Annotated in this window: 14 protein-coding genes; 5 read left to right on the top strand and 9 right to left on the bottom strand. The window is 60.7% G+C overall.

Annotation, left to right across the window (positions count from 1 at the left end):
- Positions 1-299: 299 nt before the first annotated feature.
- From ACW5W8_RS14880 to ACW5W8_RS14890, 3 genes are all read right to left on the bottom strand, one after another.
- The gene (locus ACW5W8_RS14880; RefSeq protein WP_498628488.1) at positions 300-1178 is read right to left on the bottom strand and encodes an EamA family transporter; all 879 of its coding nucleotides are present in this window, start codon (positions 1176-1178) and stop codon (positions 300-302) included.
- A 33-nt stretch (positions 1179-1211) separates the two neighbouring features.
- Positions 1212-2132 carry an ABC transporter substrate-binding protein gene (locus ACW5W8_RS14885; protein WP_498628489.1) on the bottom strand — a complete coding sequence of 307 codons (921 nt, stop codon included), beginning with the start codon at positions 2130-2132 and terminating at the stop codon, positions 1212-1214.
- Between the two features lie 120 nt (positions 2133-2252).
- Positions 2253-3308: a porin gene (locus tag ACW5W8_RS14890; protein WP_498628490.1), complete on the bottom strand. Its 1056-nt coding sequence runs from the start codon at positions 3306-3308 to the stop codon at positions 2253-2255.
- Between the two features lie 218 nt (positions 3309-3526).
- Between ACW5W8_RS14890 and glpX the strand changes: the two genes are divergently transcribed.
- A complete protein-coding gene (glpX, locus tag ACW5W8_RS14895) occupies positions 3527-4537 on the top strand; it encodes a class II fructose-bisphosphatase (protein ID WP_042061575.1) in 1011 nt (336 codons plus the stop codon).
- Between the two features lie 238 nt (positions 4538-4775).
- Positions 4776-5027: a YkgJ family cysteine cluster protein gene (locus ACW5W8_RS14900; RefSeq protein ID WP_005336384.1), complete on the top strand. Its 252-nt coding sequence runs from the start codon at positions 4776-4778 to the stop codon at positions 5025-5027.
- A gap of 69 nt (positions 5028-5096) precedes the next feature.
- Here the strand turns inward: ACW5W8_RS14900 and ACW5W8_RS14905 are convergent, their stop codons facing one another.
- From ACW5W8_RS14905 to hemC, 4 genes are read right to left on the bottom strand one after another with little or no spacing between them, the layout of a single operon-like run.
- The gene (locus ACW5W8_RS14905; RefSeq protein ID WP_498628491.1) at positions 5097-6260 is read right to left on the bottom strand and encodes a heme biosynthesis HemY N-terminal domain-containing protein; all 1164 of its coding nucleotides are present in this window, start codon (positions 6258-6260) and stop codon (positions 5097-5099) included.
- A gap of 10 nt (positions 6261-6270) precedes the next feature.
- Entirely contained in the window at positions 6271-7320 is a 1050-nt protein-coding gene (locus ACW5W8_RS14910; RefSeq protein ID WP_498628492.1) for a uroporphyrinogen-III C-methyltransferase, read from the bottom strand.
- Positions 7317-8141, bottom strand: coding sequence for a uroporphyrinogen-III synthase (locus ACW5W8_RS14915; RefSeq protein ID WP_498628493.1), 825 nt, complete (start codon positions 8139-8141; stop codon positions 7317-7319). The genes ACW5W8_RS14910 and ACW5W8_RS14915 overlap by 4 nt, the downstream gene beginning before the upstream one ends.
- Positions 8138-9067, bottom strand: a complete 930-nt coding sequence (hemC, locus tag ACW5W8_RS14920) for a hydroxymethylbilane synthase (RefSeq protein WP_139435215.1) — start codon at positions 9065-9067, stop codon at positions 8138-8140. The genes ACW5W8_RS14915 and hemC overlap by 4 nt, the downstream gene beginning before the upstream one ends.
- Before the next feature lie 322 nt (positions 9068-9389).
- Here hemC and ACW5W8_RS14925 point away from each other — a divergent pair, with 322 nt between their 5' ends.
- Positions 9390-11909: a class I adenylate cyclase gene (locus tag ACW5W8_RS14925; RefSeq protein ID WP_498628494.1), complete on the top strand. Its 2520-nt coding sequence runs from the start codon at positions 9390-9392 to the stop codon at positions 11907-11909.
- Between the two features lie 64 nt (positions 11910-11973).
- On the opposite strand, the gene ACW5W8_RS14930 is transcribed toward ACW5W8_RS14925, so the two are convergent.
- The gene (locus tag ACW5W8_RS14930; protein ID WP_498628495.1) at positions 11974-12627 is read right to left on the bottom strand and encodes an alpha/beta hydrolase; all 654 of its coding nucleotides are present in this window, start codon (positions 12625-12627) and stop codon (positions 11974-11976) included.
- Positions 12624-12938 (bottom strand): iron donor protein CyaY, encoded by a 315-nt coding sequence (gene cyaY, locus ACW5W8_RS14935; protein ID WP_069554181.1) that lies wholly within the window; start codon positions 12936-12938, stop codon positions 12624-12626. Before cyaY ends, ACW5W8_RS14930 begins: the two co-directional genes overlap by 4 nt.
- A gap of 73 nt (positions 12939-13011) precedes the next feature.
- Here cyaY and lptM point away from each other — a divergent pair, with 73 nt between their 5' ends.
- Positions 13012-13188 carry an LPS translocon maturation chaperone LptM gene (gene lptM, locus ACW5W8_RS14940; RefSeq protein WP_498628496.1) on the top strand — a complete coding sequence of 59 codons (177 nt, stop codon included), beginning with the start codon at positions 13012-13014 and terminating at the stop codon, positions 13186-13188.
- 32 nt (positions 13189-13220) lie between these two features.
- Positions 13221-14471 carry a diaminopimelate decarboxylase gene (gene lysA, locus ACW5W8_RS14945; RefSeq protein WP_498628497.1) on the top strand — a complete coding sequence of 417 codons (1251 nt, stop codon included), beginning with the start codon at positions 13221-13223 and terminating at the stop codon, positions 14469-14471.
- The last annotated feature ends 169 nt before the right edge of the window (positions 14472-14640 follow it).

Here is a 14640-nt window from a genome sequence, read left to right on the forward strand (position 1 = left end):
TACTTTGGCGAGCAGAAGGGTACCACCAATCAGCAGTTGGCCACCTCTCGCCATTCATCCATGAGTGTCGCACTTATTATCTGAATTCCCGAACGATTTTATCATTAATGTTGCTGGGCAGGTAAGTTTCCCGAATGAAGCTGTGGTTGAAATAAACAGACCTGCCAGTTAATTGATACGTTGCGGATGTAAACATTTACGCCAGGGCTGACACTTATTTCCATTATTCGTATTCGGCATATTTGGCGGAGTGAATTACGCCATCCTGTCAGATAAATCCGCCCCAATGGCGACAGCGCTTATCCTCCCAGCCGAGTCAGCAGCACGCCGCCAGTGATAATGGCCGCCGCCGTCAGCCGCATGCGCCCGAGCGGCTCTTTCAGCAGCCAGACCGAGAGCAGCATGGCAAACAACACGCTGCTTTCGCGCAGGGCCGCGACCACGCCAATAGGGGCTTGGGTCATGGCCCAGATAACAATCCCGTAGGCGAGCAGTGACATGGCGCCTCCCGCCATGCCTGACATTGCATGGCGGCGGATTTGGCGCCACGCGTTGCGCCTCTGGTGGACGATCAACACCAGCAGCATCGCCAGCCCGGTACAGGCAAAGAGCCAGAGTGTGTAGCGTACCGGTTCTCCCCCTGCGCGGGCGCCAGCCCCATCCGAGAGGGTATAGGTCGCCGTGAACATGGCCGTGATCAGTGCCGCCCGAACCGCTTTGCTGGCAAGGCGCTGCTGCCCACCTCGCCAGGCCATCAGCAAGACCCCCATGATCAGCACGCAGGCGCCGACGATGCCGCCGTAACCTGGGTAGTCCCCCAGCAGCAGGGCACTTAACACCATGGCGAGTAGCGGGGCACTGCCACGGGCCAGCGGATAGATCTGACCAAAATCCCCCTGATTGTAGGCATGACTGAGAAACAGGCAGTAACCGGTATGGAGCAGGACTGAGAGGCCGAGCCAGGGTAGCTCGGCAGTAGAGGGAAGCCCCATGGGCAGCAGCGCGACGGCGGCGATAAGCCCTGAGAAGATCGCCACCAGTGACACCCCCACCAGCCGCTCTTCGCCAATTTTGACCAGCGCATTCCAGCTGGCGTGAAGCAGGGCGGCCAGCAGAACGGCAAAAAAGACGGTGGTGCTCATGGGAAAGGGCTCTCGGGCGATGGGGGTCAACAGCATACCCGCCCGGAGCCTGACTGGCCGAGATCTTTATCAAGGCTTCGGCTTTTCGGGGCTCGCCTCCTGCGTGGTGGCGTTACCCAGTTGCCCCAACACCAGTTTGGGATGGGGGTCGGTCTGCAGCGGTATATCTTGCAGCTCGGTTCCCTGCTGGTGGCGATGGATGATCCCTGCTGCCATCTTGCCCAGCGCCTCGTAGCTGCTGATTGTGCCAACGCTGCAGCCGTGTTCGACGAACAGCTCGGCACTGCAGATGGTAGGGATGGCCGCTTCGTTGAGTGCATTCAGCAAACGGGGGGCGATGGAGAGCAGATAGCTGTCTGCGGCCAGAAAGACGATGTCGTTTTTGGCATCCTGTTGCAGCCGCTTCAGTTCGTTGTCCAGCCGCCGTGGGTCAGGGGCCATTCGCCAGGTGACCATCTGCCACTGATAGCGTTTCGCTTCATTGAGCAGCATATCGGCCACCAGCAGGGTGTTCTGCTCACGGGGGTTGAAGGGTAGCAGCAGCCGTTTGCTGGTGGTCAGATGCTCGCTGGCGTTGGCCAGTTGCAGTGCCATCGGCACCATGTTGCTTACCCCGGCCACCATGCTGTTCTGGGCTTTGTCTTCCGAGAGGATGTCTGCCCCGACCGGACCGGAGACCACATTGAAAATCAGAGGCTTGCGGTTGGCCACCAGACTCTTGGTCATGGTGGTGGCGGTGGTGCCAAAAGTGTAGATGTAGTCGTATTCGGCCAGTTTCGGCAGCATCTGCTGGCGCAGCATGGTTGCCAGCGCCGTACGATCCTGATCGGCGTTATAGGTGGTGATGGTGGCCTGATAGCCAAGACGGGTCAGCTCTGCCCGAAAGCCCGCTTCGGCTGCGGTTTCACCGCGCCACAGCACCATGGCGATAGAGAGGGCGTGAGCGGGAAGAGCCAGCAGCAACAGCAGGACGAAAGGCAGCCTGACCATGATCATCTCTCCGGCGATACATCTACTGTTGAGCCTAGGCTACTTTATCCGGTCGTGAACGACGCCCAGCAAAAAGCGCGATGGCAAGCCATCGCGCTTTGGGGATCCGCAAAACCTCGATTAGAAGTCGTAGCGGGCAGCCAGTTGGAAGTCATCCTTGACGTTGAGCTTGCCGCTCTCCTTGCTGTCCAGATTGTTGATACGGTACTCACCAATCACCCGCAGGTTCTTGTTGAATTTGTACTGGGCACCCAGGGTGTAGTAATCCACGTTGTCTTTCTTGATGCCAGCCTTGTCCTGTTCCTGCTTGTTCCACAGGGCCATCAGACCGAAGCCGTTCTCGAAGTTGTAGCCCAGCGCAGCTTCCCAACCGGTGTGATCGGTGCCGGTCGCGATGAAGTCGCTGCCATCGGCATAGCTCAGGGCGGCGTAGGCGGCCTTGTTGTCGAACTTGGCGGAGATCAGCCACAGCTTGGCATCTTCTTCACCGCTCTTGTCGCGGATACCTATGTTGTAGGCGGTACCCAGAGACAGGTTGAACGGGAAGGTATAGGCCACGGCAGCACCGTAGGCGGCGTCGCTATCCTTGCTGGTGGTCTCTTCGGTGTCACCACCGTCGAACTTGTAGCTGGTGTCGAGCTGGAAGCCATTGAACAGGCCGGAGTATTTCAGCACGGAACCGGCGCGGTTGGTGGCGAAGGTGTCGGTCTTGGCGCCCAGCGCGTCGTTGCCGTAGCCGTCGGAGAGGGAAACATCAGTCCAGTCGGCCAGGAAACCCGGGGCCCCTTTCTGGCGACCGAAGGTCACGGTGCCCCAGTCAGCGCCGACACCGGCGAACGCCAGGCGGGTGCGCAGGTTGTCGGAGTTCTCGCTGATGGTCTTCTCGCTGTCATTGATATACATCTGTACTTCGTACTGAGCCAGAGCCTTCAGGCCGCTCTGGATCTGGGTCTCGGCCTTGGCGCCGAAACGGACAAACTGGTTGGCACCCTGCTTGTCGCTGTATTCGCTTTTCGGTTTGCCGCTGGCATCCAGTTCCTTCTTGTCACCAAAGAAGTGGCCAGCGTAGATACGGCCATAGAGATCCAGCAAAGAGGTGTCATTTTTATACACTTCAACGGCTTGAGCCTGGAAGGCTGCGGTGAGAGTCAGTGCCACTACAGTCAGCTTTTTCATCTTAATCCCTTGTGTTGCAAGCTTTTGTTTTGAAGACGGGGCCATGCTAGGCCGCAGGGATGACAGCGGGGTGACAGTTGGGTGAAGAGTCGATGGCAGTTGGATTGCAATTGGATGAATTGGCTACATTCTTGCTCGCAACGGCTACTTTTGTGCGCAAAGGTTTGCCCTTGTGGTAGAATGCCGCCCGTTTTCGAGCTCCATAGGTTGGATATGCGATGAGACGTGAACTGGCAATCGAGTTTTCCCGAGTGACGGAAGCGGCTGCACTGGCTGGCTACAAGTGGCTCGGACGTGGTGACAAGAATATCGCTGATGGTGCGGCCGTAGCGGCCATGCGCCACATTCTCAACCAGATCGAGATCGATGGTGAGATTGTGATCGGCGAAGGTGAAATTGATGAAGCGCCGATGCTCTATATCGGCGAGAAGGTCGGTACCGGACACGGCGACGCGGTGGATATCGCGGTCGATCCCATCGAGGGTACCCGCATGACCGCCATGGGTCAGGCCAACGCGCTGGCGGTGCTGGCGGTGGGCGACAAGGGTTCCTTCCTGAAGGCGCCTGACATGTACATGGAAAAGCTGATCGTCGGGCCCAAGGCCAAAGGCGCCATCGACTTGAATCAGGCTCTCGAGCTGAATCTCAAGTCCGTGGCCAAGGCGCTGGGCAAGCCGCTCTCCCGTCTGACCGTCATTACCCTGGCCAAGCCGCGTCATGACAAGGCGATCAAGGAGATGCAGGGGCTGGGCGTGCGGGTGTTCGCCATTCCTGATGGTGACGTTGCCGCCTCCATCCTCACCTGTCTGCCGGACAGCGAAGTCGACATGCTGTATGGCATCGGCGGCGCACCGGAAGGGGTGATCTCCGCTGCGGTGATCCGCGCGCTGGATGGCGACATGCAGGCCCGTCTGGTGCCGCGTCACCGGGTCAAGGGCGACAGTCCGGAAGTGCGTGCATTGGGCGAGCAGGAAATTGCCCGCTGCGAAGCGCTGGGTATCGATGTCAATAAGGTGCTCAAGCTGGAAGACATGGCGAAGAATGACAACGTCATCTTCTCCGCCACAGGCATCACCAAGGGTGACCTGCTGGATGGCATCACCAGCGATGGCGTGATGGCGACCACCGAGACTCTGTTGATCCGTGGCAAGTCGCGTACCATTCGTCGTATCAAGTCGATCCATTATCTTGAGCGTAAAGACAGCGTAGTGCGCGACATTATTCTGTGATGTGGTGAGTGCTGGTCGGCGGCAAGTCCCGCACTATGTGCCGCCGTATCAAGTCGATCCATTACCTGGAACGCAAAGACAGCGTGGTATGAGATATCATCCTGTGATGATGGCTCGCTGAACCGGCTGTGTCTGAAGCCCGATCGCCCGTGCGGTCGGGCTTTTTGTTGTGCGCCAGCTACGTTTGTGCCGCCGCTTCGGCTATGGTGGCTCAGACCGTCCCAAAGGAGTGGAGTCTATGGAGTGTCGTAGCGGCTGCGCTGCCTGTTGCATCGCCCCCAGTATCAGCAGTGCCATTCCCGGTATGCCAGATGGCAAACCGGCTGGCGTCCCCTGTATCCAGCTCGATAGCGCCCTCGGCTGCAAGATTTTCGGTCAACCGGAGCGACCGGCGGTGTGTGGCGGTTTTCGCCCCATGATGGATGTGTGCGGCAGCCATCGCGCTGAGGCCATCTGGCTGATCGGCGAGCTGGAGCGGCTCACCACCTGACGAGAGAAGGGTGAAGAGATAAAAAAGAGGCCGCATCATGCGGCCTCTCGCGTTTCTGTTCGCCGGGGATCAGATCCCCGCCAGCTCCAGTGCCTGACGATAGTACTCGTTGGCCTTGTTGGTAAGGCGGCGTTTGTCCATCAGCTGGCCGAGGGCGTGGTAGGCGGCGGCGCTCGGCGCCCGCTCCACCTCCTGTTCCAGCAGCTTCTGGGCATCATCCAGTTGGCCTGCCAGCAGATAGAGCTGGGCCAGTGCGGTGTCCACCTCCGGTTGCCCCTGCTGCTTTTGCAGCAGCGCCAGCAGCGGCTGGTAGCTGTCGAGTTTCAGCTTGGGCAGGCGAGCCAGCAGCTGTGGCATCGGTTGTTTGCGCAGCGCCTCCTGCCACAGGGTGGCGGCTTCGCCGTCGGCGCCCAGCTGGCGCAGCAGATCGCCGTAGCAGGCCAGCAGTTCCGGCTCAAGGCGCAGCTTGCGCGGCAGATCCTGCCATACCGCCTTGAGGGTCTCGAGGCTGCCGTCAGCCTGTTGCAGGCGGCCACACCAGGCCTGTTGCAGCAGGTCTTCTTCCTGTTTCGGGGTCAGCTTGCCCACCTTGTGCAGTGCCGGGATCAGGTCGCACAAGGCGCTCCAGTCCTGACGGGCCAGATGCACCTGGCGCAGCTGATCCAGCACCATGGGGTGGCGCGGGTTGAGGGCGTAGACCGACTCCAGCATCGCCAGCGCGGTATCGTACTGGCCCTGCTCGATCTGCAGCTGGGTCTGGGTCAGGGTGAGCGCCAGCTCGGCTTTGGGATTCTCCTCCTGCGCTTTTTGCAGGTATTGATCCCGGCGGGCGTCGTCACCACGGGCCTGTGCCGCCTTGGCGGCGCTCAGGTAGTTGAGCAGCGGGGTGTCGCTGTTGCTGGCCCCCTTGATCATCAGCTTTTCAGCCTGACTGTAGTGCCCTTCGGCCATCGCCAGGGTGGCGGCCACGGTCTGTTGATTGGCCTTGCGGCGGCGGCGCGAGCCGTACCAGCCGAGGGTTTTGCGGCGCAGGCCGAATACCCGGCCCAGCAGCCACTCGACGATCAGCAGGGCGCCGTAGAACAGCACGGCCAGGATCACCGCGCTGGTGACGGAGGATTCGATGGTGTAATTGCCAAGGGCAATCAGCACATAGCCCTTGTTGCCGGAGGCTTGCGGGCCAAAGATCAGCCCTGCGACCATCACGGCAACCAGAATGATTATACGGATCATGGTGCCCTCCTCAGCTGCTGGCCAGAATGCGTTGCAGGCGTTCGGTCAGCACCTGCTCCAGCATGGCCTGGGTCTTGAATTGGGCCGGATAGTCGATCTGGATCTGCTCACCCTTGAGCTTGTCGATCTCGCCCTGCATGTAGCGGGTGGCGCTGTTGTCGGTGTCGAAATACTGGGTCAGCCAGCGCTGGGCCTTGTCCAGGCTGTCTTCGTAGAGCGCCTGCTGCTCGCGATAGACGGAGAGCTGGGCCTGCAACAGCTTGGTCTTGAGGTTTTCACGCAGGAAGATCTCCTGCTGCGGCGAGAGTAGTGCCTCGACCGCGCCATCGCGGCGACGGATGGTGACGAAGTTCTCGGTGAACTTGACCCAGTTCTTCTTCAGGTTGCTCTCCCACTCGTCGGGATTGGTGCTGACCGCCTGATCCGGCTCGGCTTTGGCTTCCGGCATGCTGACGGTGGAGAGGGGCAGCAGCTCGATCTGGTCGGACAGTGCAGCCAGCTTGAGGGTCAGTCCCTCGCGGTCGATGCGCGGCATCCCCTTGAGCTTGGCGATATCCTCGGCCAGCGCCTTGCGGATCGGCATCAGGCTCGGGTCGTTGAGGGCGGCGATGCGCTCGTCAGCGTTGCCGAGCAGGGTGATGGCGGAGACGAGGTCATGCTCCAGCCACAGTTTGCGGCCCGCCATCCGTACCAGATACTCGGATTCGGCCAGCATCCAGTCGTTGGGGCGCTTGTCATTCAGATCCAGTACCCGGTTCTGCAGACCCTGCATCTCCCCTTGCAGTTGCTGCTGGGTTTGATCCAGCGCAGCCAACTGCTCGGCATCCTTGCTGCTGGTCTGGTCGATCTTGCTCAGGGCGCTCGCCAGCTGCTGCTTGAGCTGGGCCAGCTCGGCCTGCTGGGCAACGGCATTCTTGTGACCGTGCAGATAGAGACCGCCGGTCAGGCCAAGGGCCAGCATGATGGCAACCCCTCCCAGTACGGCACCGGAGCGGCTCTTGCTGCCATTGACCGCAGCGGTCGGCTGGGGTTTGACCTGGGATTCTTGTTGTTCTGTCATTCCATCTTCCTCAGTTCCAGTGCGGCCGTCAGGGCCTGGTTGGATGCACCTTGGGCAATCGTGATATGGATAAAGCCCGCGGAGTGGGCCATCTCGGCCACGCGCGGACTGGGGACCACCAGCAGGCGGTCAAAAAGCCAGGGCCGCTGGTGGTCGGGAACCAGCTCCAGCAGCTGTTGCAGCAGTTCACCACTAGTAATGAGCAGGCTGTCCAGCCCCGCTGCCTGCCAGTGGCGGGTTAATTTGTCCCCGTCTAGCTCGGGGTAGTGGCGCTCATAGGCCGCACAATAGTGCACCAGAGCACCGCGTGAGGCCAGTGTGCTGGCGATGAGATCCCGCCCGCCATTGCCGCGCAGGATCAGTACCCGTTTGCCTGCTACCTGCTGCAGGGCGGGCAGGGCCAGCAGCCCTTCGCTACGCGGGTCATCCGGGCAACTTGCCGTGATGCCGATGGCTGCAAACGCATCTGCGCTGGCCTGACCCACCGCAAAGTACTCAATATGTGGCCAGGTCTGACCAGTTTGCAACAGAAAATCGTGTGCAAAATGAACGGCATGGATGCTGACGGCGATAACCGCGTTGGCACTGCGCAACAGGTCGGGCAGGAGAGGGAGTTCACTGCCCGCCACGGTTTCCAGCAGCGGGCAGCAGAGTGGTGCATGACCGTGGGGGGGCGCCCCCAGCGCCCCCCCCCCCGGCGGGGCGGCCCGGCCCCCCCGCCCGCGGCGCGGGGGCGGCCCCGGCCCCCCCGCGCGCCCGCCCCCCCCCCCCCCCCCCCCCCCCGCGGCCTGAGCGGCCGGACGCACCACCAGCGGGGTCATGCGCGGTAGACCTCGGCCAGGATCTCGTCGGCACCGGCGGCCAGCAGGCGCTGGGCCAACTGCTCGCCGAGGGCCTCACCATCGGCCAGCGGACCGCGGATCTCGTCGCGGATTACTTGGGTGCCGTCCGGGCTACCCACCAGACCGCGCAGCCAGATCTGCTCGCCTTCGACCAGTGCGTAGGCACCGATAGGGACCTGACATCCCCCTTGCAGGGCGCGGTTCATGGCGCGCTCGGTCAGCACCCGGGCGCGGGTCTCGGCGTGCTCCAGCGGCGCCAGCAGGGCGTGCAGCTCAACATCGTCGAGGCGGCACTCGATGCCGACAGCGCCCTGACCGTTGGCCGGCAGGCTCTGTTCCGGCTCGATAAAGGCGGTGATGCGGTGCGCCATCTCCAGTCGTTTCAGACCGGCGGCGGCGAGGATAATGGCGTCGTACTCACCGGCATCCAGCTTGGCGAGGCGAGTGTTGACGTTGCCACGCAGGTCGCGGATCACCAGATCCGGGCGCGCCGCGCGCAGCTGGCACTGGCGGCGCAGGCTGGAGGTGCCGACTACGGCCCCTTGCGGCAGTTCGGCAATGGCCTTGAAACGGTTGGAAACGAAGGCATCGCGGGGATCTTCCCGTTCGCAGATGGTGTGCAGGCCGAGCCCCTCGGGGAACTCCACCGGAACGTCTTTCATGGAGTGAACGGCGATATCGGCCCGTCCTTCCAGCATGGCGGTCTCCAGCTCCTTGACGAACAACCCCTTGCCGCCTACTTTGGCCAGCGGGGTATCGAGGATCTTGTCACCCTGAGTGCTCATGGGCACCAGTTCGACCTGCAACTGCGGGTGCAGGGCTTCGAGCCGGTCTTTGACAAAGTTGGCCTGCCACAGGGCCAGCGGGCTCTTGCGAGTGGCAATTTTCAGGGTTCGGGCTGCCATATCAATCAGTTGTTTCATTTTTAGAAGGGAATCGATATTACCACCCTTTGCCCGGGCTTTCATGGCGGAGCCGGCAAAAGCGGGGCCAAGCTCAAAAATGCATGCTGAAAATGATTTTCATTAAGCAAGTGGTGTTGATTAATTCATTGAATGTATTGGAATTTAATGATTTCCCCTGATACTTGATGTGGTCATACCAGAAATAATCTGGCGTTTAGCTGAAGGCTTGTTTACCACCGCTGTTTGCATTGTTAACATGATCACACTTTTTTGACGTATCCCCTTTTGGTGCGTCATTTTCACTTAGGTGATAGGCAGGGCATTGCAGGAACACATCGATACGCTGGTTGCGCGTTATGACGACATTACCCGTCTCAAGACGCAACGGGCGTTAGGCCTCATGAGTCGCTATGGGCAGCAGGTATTCCAACTGCTGCCTGTCATGCTGCACTTCAATCATCCCCTGCTGCCCGGTTATGTCTCCGGTGATGTCCCTTATGGCATCTGGAGCTTCAGCGCCACCGTCGAGCAGCAAGCCTTTATCGATGACCTCTGCCGCAATGCCAACTGCCAGAGTGGTTTTGCCACCCATGATCGAGCCATTCAGGGGCTCTACTCCATGGGCAGCACCTCCTCCATCGGGCAATGCTGTCACTCCGATCTCGATATCTGGGTCTGCCACGTGGCCGGTTTGTCGCAGGAGCGGCTCGATCTGCTGGAGCTGAAGTGCCAGCAACTCTCCAAGTGGGCCGAACAGCGCGGGGTCGATCTCAACTTCTTCCTGATCCCGGAAGACAAATTCCGCCAGACCAACGATGCCCAGATGCAGGGGGAGAGCTGCGGCAGTGCCCAGCACTTGCTGCTGCTCGACGAGTTCTACCGCAGTGCCATGCGTATCGCGGGCAAACGCTTGATCTGGTATCTGGTGCCCACCGAGTATGATGATCACTACGATGAGTATGTGAACGAGCTGTTCGAGAGCGGCAAGCTCAAGCAGGATGACTGGCTCGATCTCGGCAGTTTTGACCGTATTCCGGCTGAAGAGTATTTCGGCTCCGCCCTGTGGCAGCTCTACAAGGGGATCGACTCCCCCTACAAGGCGGTGCTCAAGTCGGTGCTGATGGAAGCCTACTCCCACGAGTATCCCAACACCCGCCTGCTGTCGATGATTGGTCGCGACTGGTTCCAGCACAACGAGGGGATGCACTACCGGCTCGACAACTACTGTCTGATGCTGGACAAGGTGACCAACTACCTCAAGTCCATCGGCGACATGGCGCGGCTCGATCTGGTGCGCCGCTGCTTCTACCTCAAGGTGTGCGACGGTCTCAGCCATCCCAAGGATGATCACTCCCCCGAGTGGCGTCGCGAGCAGATGAGCCAGCTGGTCTCCTACTGGGGCTGGAGTCAGGACAAACTCTATCAGCTCGATCATCGCCATGAGTGGAAGATCGAAGAGGTGAAGATCGCTCACGCCGAGCTGCTGGAAGCTCTGATGCAGAGCTACCGCAACCTGATCCAGTTCGCCCGCCGCAACAACATCAGCGAGTCGATCAACCCGGAAGATATCGGCATTCTGTCGCGCAAGCTCTACGCCGCGTTTGAGAGCCTGCCGGGCAAGGTGCAGCGCATCAACCTCAAGATCGCACCTGATCTCAGCGAGCCGGATCTCAGCTTCGTGCAGGTGCCGCACGGTCGCCTCAATCGCGCTGGCTGGTATCTCTACAAACATTCGCTGGAGCCGGTGGACATCATTGGTCGCGCGCCGCTGGAGTTCAACGGTTACATCAGCAAGCTGGTCTCCTGGGCCTACTTCAACGATCTGTTGACGCCCCAGTCGCGGGTGCACCTGTTCAATCAGGGCTCGGATCTGCACATCGACAATCTGCACCAGTTCTGCCGCGATCTCTCCGGCTGCTTCCCCGAAAAGTACCCGCTGGCCACCAACCTGGCCCTCAGCAGACCATGCGAGATCCGTCAGCTCTCCATCTTCCTCAATCTGGAGATGGATCCGACCAGCCATTGGGTCGGTCAGGTGATCGAATTTGACGCCAACACCGTGGATGTCTTCTCGTTCGGCCGCAATCAGGAGTGTCTGGTCGGCTCGGTGGATCTGGTCTACCGCAACTCCTGGAGCGAGATCCGTACCCTGCACTTCCAGGGGGATGAAGCTGTGGTCGATGCCCTCACCACCATCCTCGGCAAGATGCATCAGGATGCCGCCGCCCCCGAGATGATCGAGGTGTTCTGCTACAGCCAGCACTTCCGCTCTCTGGTGCGCTCCCGTTTCCAGACCCTGGTGGCGGAGTGTATCGATCTGCGCCTGGCCCGCGACAAGCAACAGCTGGTCAAGACCATGGCCCTTGGCCGCGAGAAGTACGGCATCTTCTTCGAGCGGCGCGGGGTGTCGGTGAAGAAGCTGGAAAACGCCATCGATTTTTACCGTCACATCTCCCACAACAAGCTGGATCACCTGCCGCTGCGGCTCGACAAGACCCACAGCCAGCATCTGCCGAGCATCGTCGATGCCTACGCCAGCGAAGGCTTGGTGCAGTTCTTCTTCGATACCCGGGATGCGGGCACCAACATCTACATCCTCGATGAGGCGAACAGGGTGGAGATCTACCAGCACTTTGCCGGCAACAAGGATGAGCTGGTGGCGGGGGTCAACCGCTTCTACACCTCCAATCACGAGCGGTTCAGCGATGATGGGCAGTTCATCAACTTCAACCTGCCGCAGTACTACGAGATAGTACAAGTGAATGACGAGCTGGATGTGATCCCCTATCGCAGTCAGGGCACTCTGCGCGAACAGGTGCCGCCCGCTCGAGAAGTGGGCTGACCCGTCAGTTGGAATCGCCATAAAAAACGGCCTGCAGATGCAGGCCGTTTGCTATTGCGGTTGCTCAGGCGCCGAGGCGAGCCAGCAGCCAGCTGCGAATGTCGCCGAGCTGCGGACGGCAGATCTCGTGACGCATCGGATACTCGTGCCACTCGGGGGCGAGCCCGGCGCTTTCCAGCCGGTTTTTGGCATCCCAACCGAGCGACAGGCTCACCACATCGTCGTAGATGCCGTGCATGTAGCTGATGGGCAGGGTGCGAGCGGCCTCGCTCATCTCGCCGAGCAGTTTGTCGGGGGCGGCCAGATAGGTGGACATGCAGAGCAGGCCCGCCAGCGTTGTCTGATAGCGCAGCGCGGTGAAGGAGGCAATCACCCCGCCCTGAGAGAAGCCCGCCAGCACGATGCGTTCGGGGGCAAACCCGTCGGCCACCAGTTGATCGAGCAATGCGGCAATCTGGTCGGCTGATTCACGGACATGGGACTCCACGGCCCGCTCGGCGGGATCCTCGAAGCTTTTGATGTCGTACCAGCCGCGCATCTTGTAGCCCATGTTGATGGTGATGGGGCGCTCGGGAGCATCCGGCAACAGGTGACGCACCGGTAGCTCGGCGGGCAGATCCAGCGCCTCCACTAGCGGGGCGAGACCGGCGCCGGAATCACCCAGCCCGTGTAGCCAGACCACCGCATGACGGGCGCCCTGCGGGTGCAGGTCGATCATGGGAACACCACCTCTTCGCCCGCCTGGGCGGTGCAGGATTGGCTCAGCAGCGCCTTGAGCTCGTGGCCGAAGCGGTTGTCGATCCAGGTGTCACCCTGCAGTTCGAAGTGGAAGCCGTTCTCGCGGGTGGCGACCCAAATTTGGTGCAGTGGCTCCTGCTTGTTGATGATGACCTTGGTCTTGTTCTCGAAAGAGAGGGTCAATACGCCGCCGTTGCGTTCGCAGTCGATATCCGGATACCCCTCGTCGAGCGTGTCTTCCACATATTGGAAAAAGGCGTCGGTCAGGGCGTGATACTCGTGATCCTTCATCGGTTTATCCTGTTGCTTTTAACAATGTGAGTGCGATTATAGAGGGCCAAAAATTTTTTCGCAGCGAACCATTATGATCACTCAGTTCACCAAGTGTCTGCTTGCCACTCTTCTGTCCCTCGGGCTGGCCGCGTGCGGTCTGAAGGGGCCGCTCTATATGCCGCCCCCCGAGCAGCCACAGAGCCAGAGTACACCGCAAGCAGCACCGCCTGCGACCACTGAGGCTGCCACCGAGGCCGTGCCGCACTAATGCCGCACCCATTCTAGGAAGGAACCGCCCCCTTGGATCACTTTAACTACGACGCCGACGGCCAGCTTCAGGCCGAGCAAACCTCGCTGCAACAGCTTGCCGAGCAGTACGGTACCCCGCTTTACGTCTACTCCCGTGCGACCCTCGAGCGCCACTGGCACGCCTTCGACAAGGCCGCTGGCGATATTCCCCATCTGATCTGCTATGCGGTGAAGGCCAACTCCAATCTGGCGCTGCTCAACCTGCTGGCCCGACTGGGCTCGGGGTTTGACATCGTCTCCGGTGGCGAGCTGTCGCGGGTACTGGCGGCGGGTGGTGATCCGGCCAAGGTGGTCTTCTCAGGCGTGGCCAAGAGTGAGGCTGAGATGCGCCTCGCGCTGGATAAAGAGATCCTCTGCTTCAATCTGGAGTCGGAAGCCGAGCTGGAGCGCCTCAATCGGGTGGCGGGCAGCATGGGCAAGAAGGCTCGCGTCTCGGTGCGGGTCAATCCGGATATCGATGCCGGTACTCACCCCTATATCTCCACCGGCCTCAAGCAGAACAAGTTCGGCATTCCCATCGAGCTGGCGCCCGCCATCTATCGCAAGGCGGCCACGATGGCGAACATCGAGATCGTCGGGGTGGATTGCCATATCGGCTCGCAACTCACTGAATTGAATCCCTTTATGGAAGCGGCTGACAAGTTGCTGCGGCTGATCGATGGTCTGGCGGCGGAAGGCATTCATATCCATCATCTGGACGTGGGGGGCGGCCTTGGGGTCAACTACGGTTCCGAGCAGCCACCGCACCCGACCGAGTATGCCGAAGCGCTGAAGCAGAAGCTGGCGGGCCGGGATCTGACCCTGCTGTTCGAGCCGGGCCGCGCCATCGTCGCCAATGCCGGCGTGCTGCTGACCCGGGTCGAGTACCTGAAGCCGGGCGAGACCCGCAACTTTGCACTGATCGATGCCGGCATGAACGACATGCTGCGCCCCTCGCTCTACGGCGCCTGGATGAACATCATAGAGGTGGATAGCCGTGCCGGTCATGCTCCCGCGCTCTATGACGTGGTGGGCCCGGTGTGCGAGACCGGTGACTTCCTCGGCAAGGAGCGCACCCTGGCGATTGCCGAGGGGGCGCTGCTGGCGGTGCGTTCGGCCGGTGCCTACGGCTTTACCATGTCATCCAACTACAACACCCGTCCGCGCGCCGCCGAAGTGCTGGTGGATGGTGCCGAGGCGCACCTGATCCGCGAGCGTGAGCAGTTGGCCGATCTCTGGCGCGGTGAGCACCTGCTGCCCTGATGCAGTAGATAGAGACGACAGAATTTTACAGCCCTGACAGCACAGGAGTGCGCGATGTGTACAGATTGTTCCAGGATGCATGGGGCTGTGGCCAATGACTTCATAGTCGTTGATGGCGAGTATTTACAGCCCTAACAGCACAGGAATGCACGATGTTGATAGATTGTTC

This window comes from Aeromonas aquatilis (assembly GCF_054052405.1).

Excerpts from the sequence above, each read along its gene's own strand:
- ACW5W8_RS14890 (WP_498628490.1), bottom strand. The coding sequence starts at position 3,308 with ATGAAAAAGCTGACTGTAGTGGCACTGACTCTCACCGCAGCCTTCCAG.
- ACW5W8_RS14905 (WP_498628491.1), bottom strand. The coding sequence starts at position 6,260 with ATGATCCGTATAATCATTCTGGTTGCCGTGATGGTCGCAGGGCTGATC.
- hemC (WP_139435215.1), bottom strand. The coding sequence starts at position 9,067 with ATGGCAGCCCGAACCCTGAAAATTGCCACTCGCAAGAGCCCGCTGGCC.
- ACW5W8_RS14900 (WP_005336384.1), top strand. The coding sequence starts at position 4,776 with ATGGAGTGTCGTAGCGGCTGCGCTGCCTGTTGCATCGCCCCCAGTATC.
- ACW5W8_RS14885 (WP_498628489.1), bottom strand. The coding sequence starts at position 2,132 with ATGGTCAGGCTGCCTTTCGTCCTGCTGTTGCTGCTGGCTCTTCCCGCT.
- cyaY (WP_069554181.1), bottom strand. The coding sequence starts at position 12,938 with ATGAAGGATCACGAGTATCACGCCCTGACCGACGCCTTTTTCCAATAT.
- ACW5W8_RS14880 (WP_498628488.1), bottom strand. The coding sequence starts at position 1,178 with ATGCTGTTGACCCCCATCGCCCGAGAGCCCTTTCCCATGAGCACCACC.
- ACW5W8_RS14910 (WP_498628492.1), bottom strand. The coding sequence starts at position 7,320 with ATGACAGAACAACAAGAATCCCAGGTCAAACCCCAGCCGACCGCTGCG.
- glpX (WP_042061575.1), top strand. The coding sequence starts at position 3,527 with ATGAGACGTGAACTGGCAATCGAGTTTTCCCGAGTGACGGAAGCGGCT.
- ACW5W8_RS14915 (WP_498628493.1), bottom strand. The coding sequence starts at position 8,141 with ATGACCCCGCTGGTGGTGCGTCCGGCCGCTCAGGCCGCGGGGGGGGGG.
- lptM (WP_498628496.1), top strand. The coding sequence starts at position 13,012 with ATGATCACTCAGTTCACCAAGTGTCTGCTTGCCACTCTTCTGTCCCTC.
- ACW5W8_RS14930 (WP_498628495.1), bottom strand. The coding sequence starts at position 12,627 with ATGATCGACCTGCACCCGCAGGGCGCCCGTCATGCGGTGGTCTGGCTA.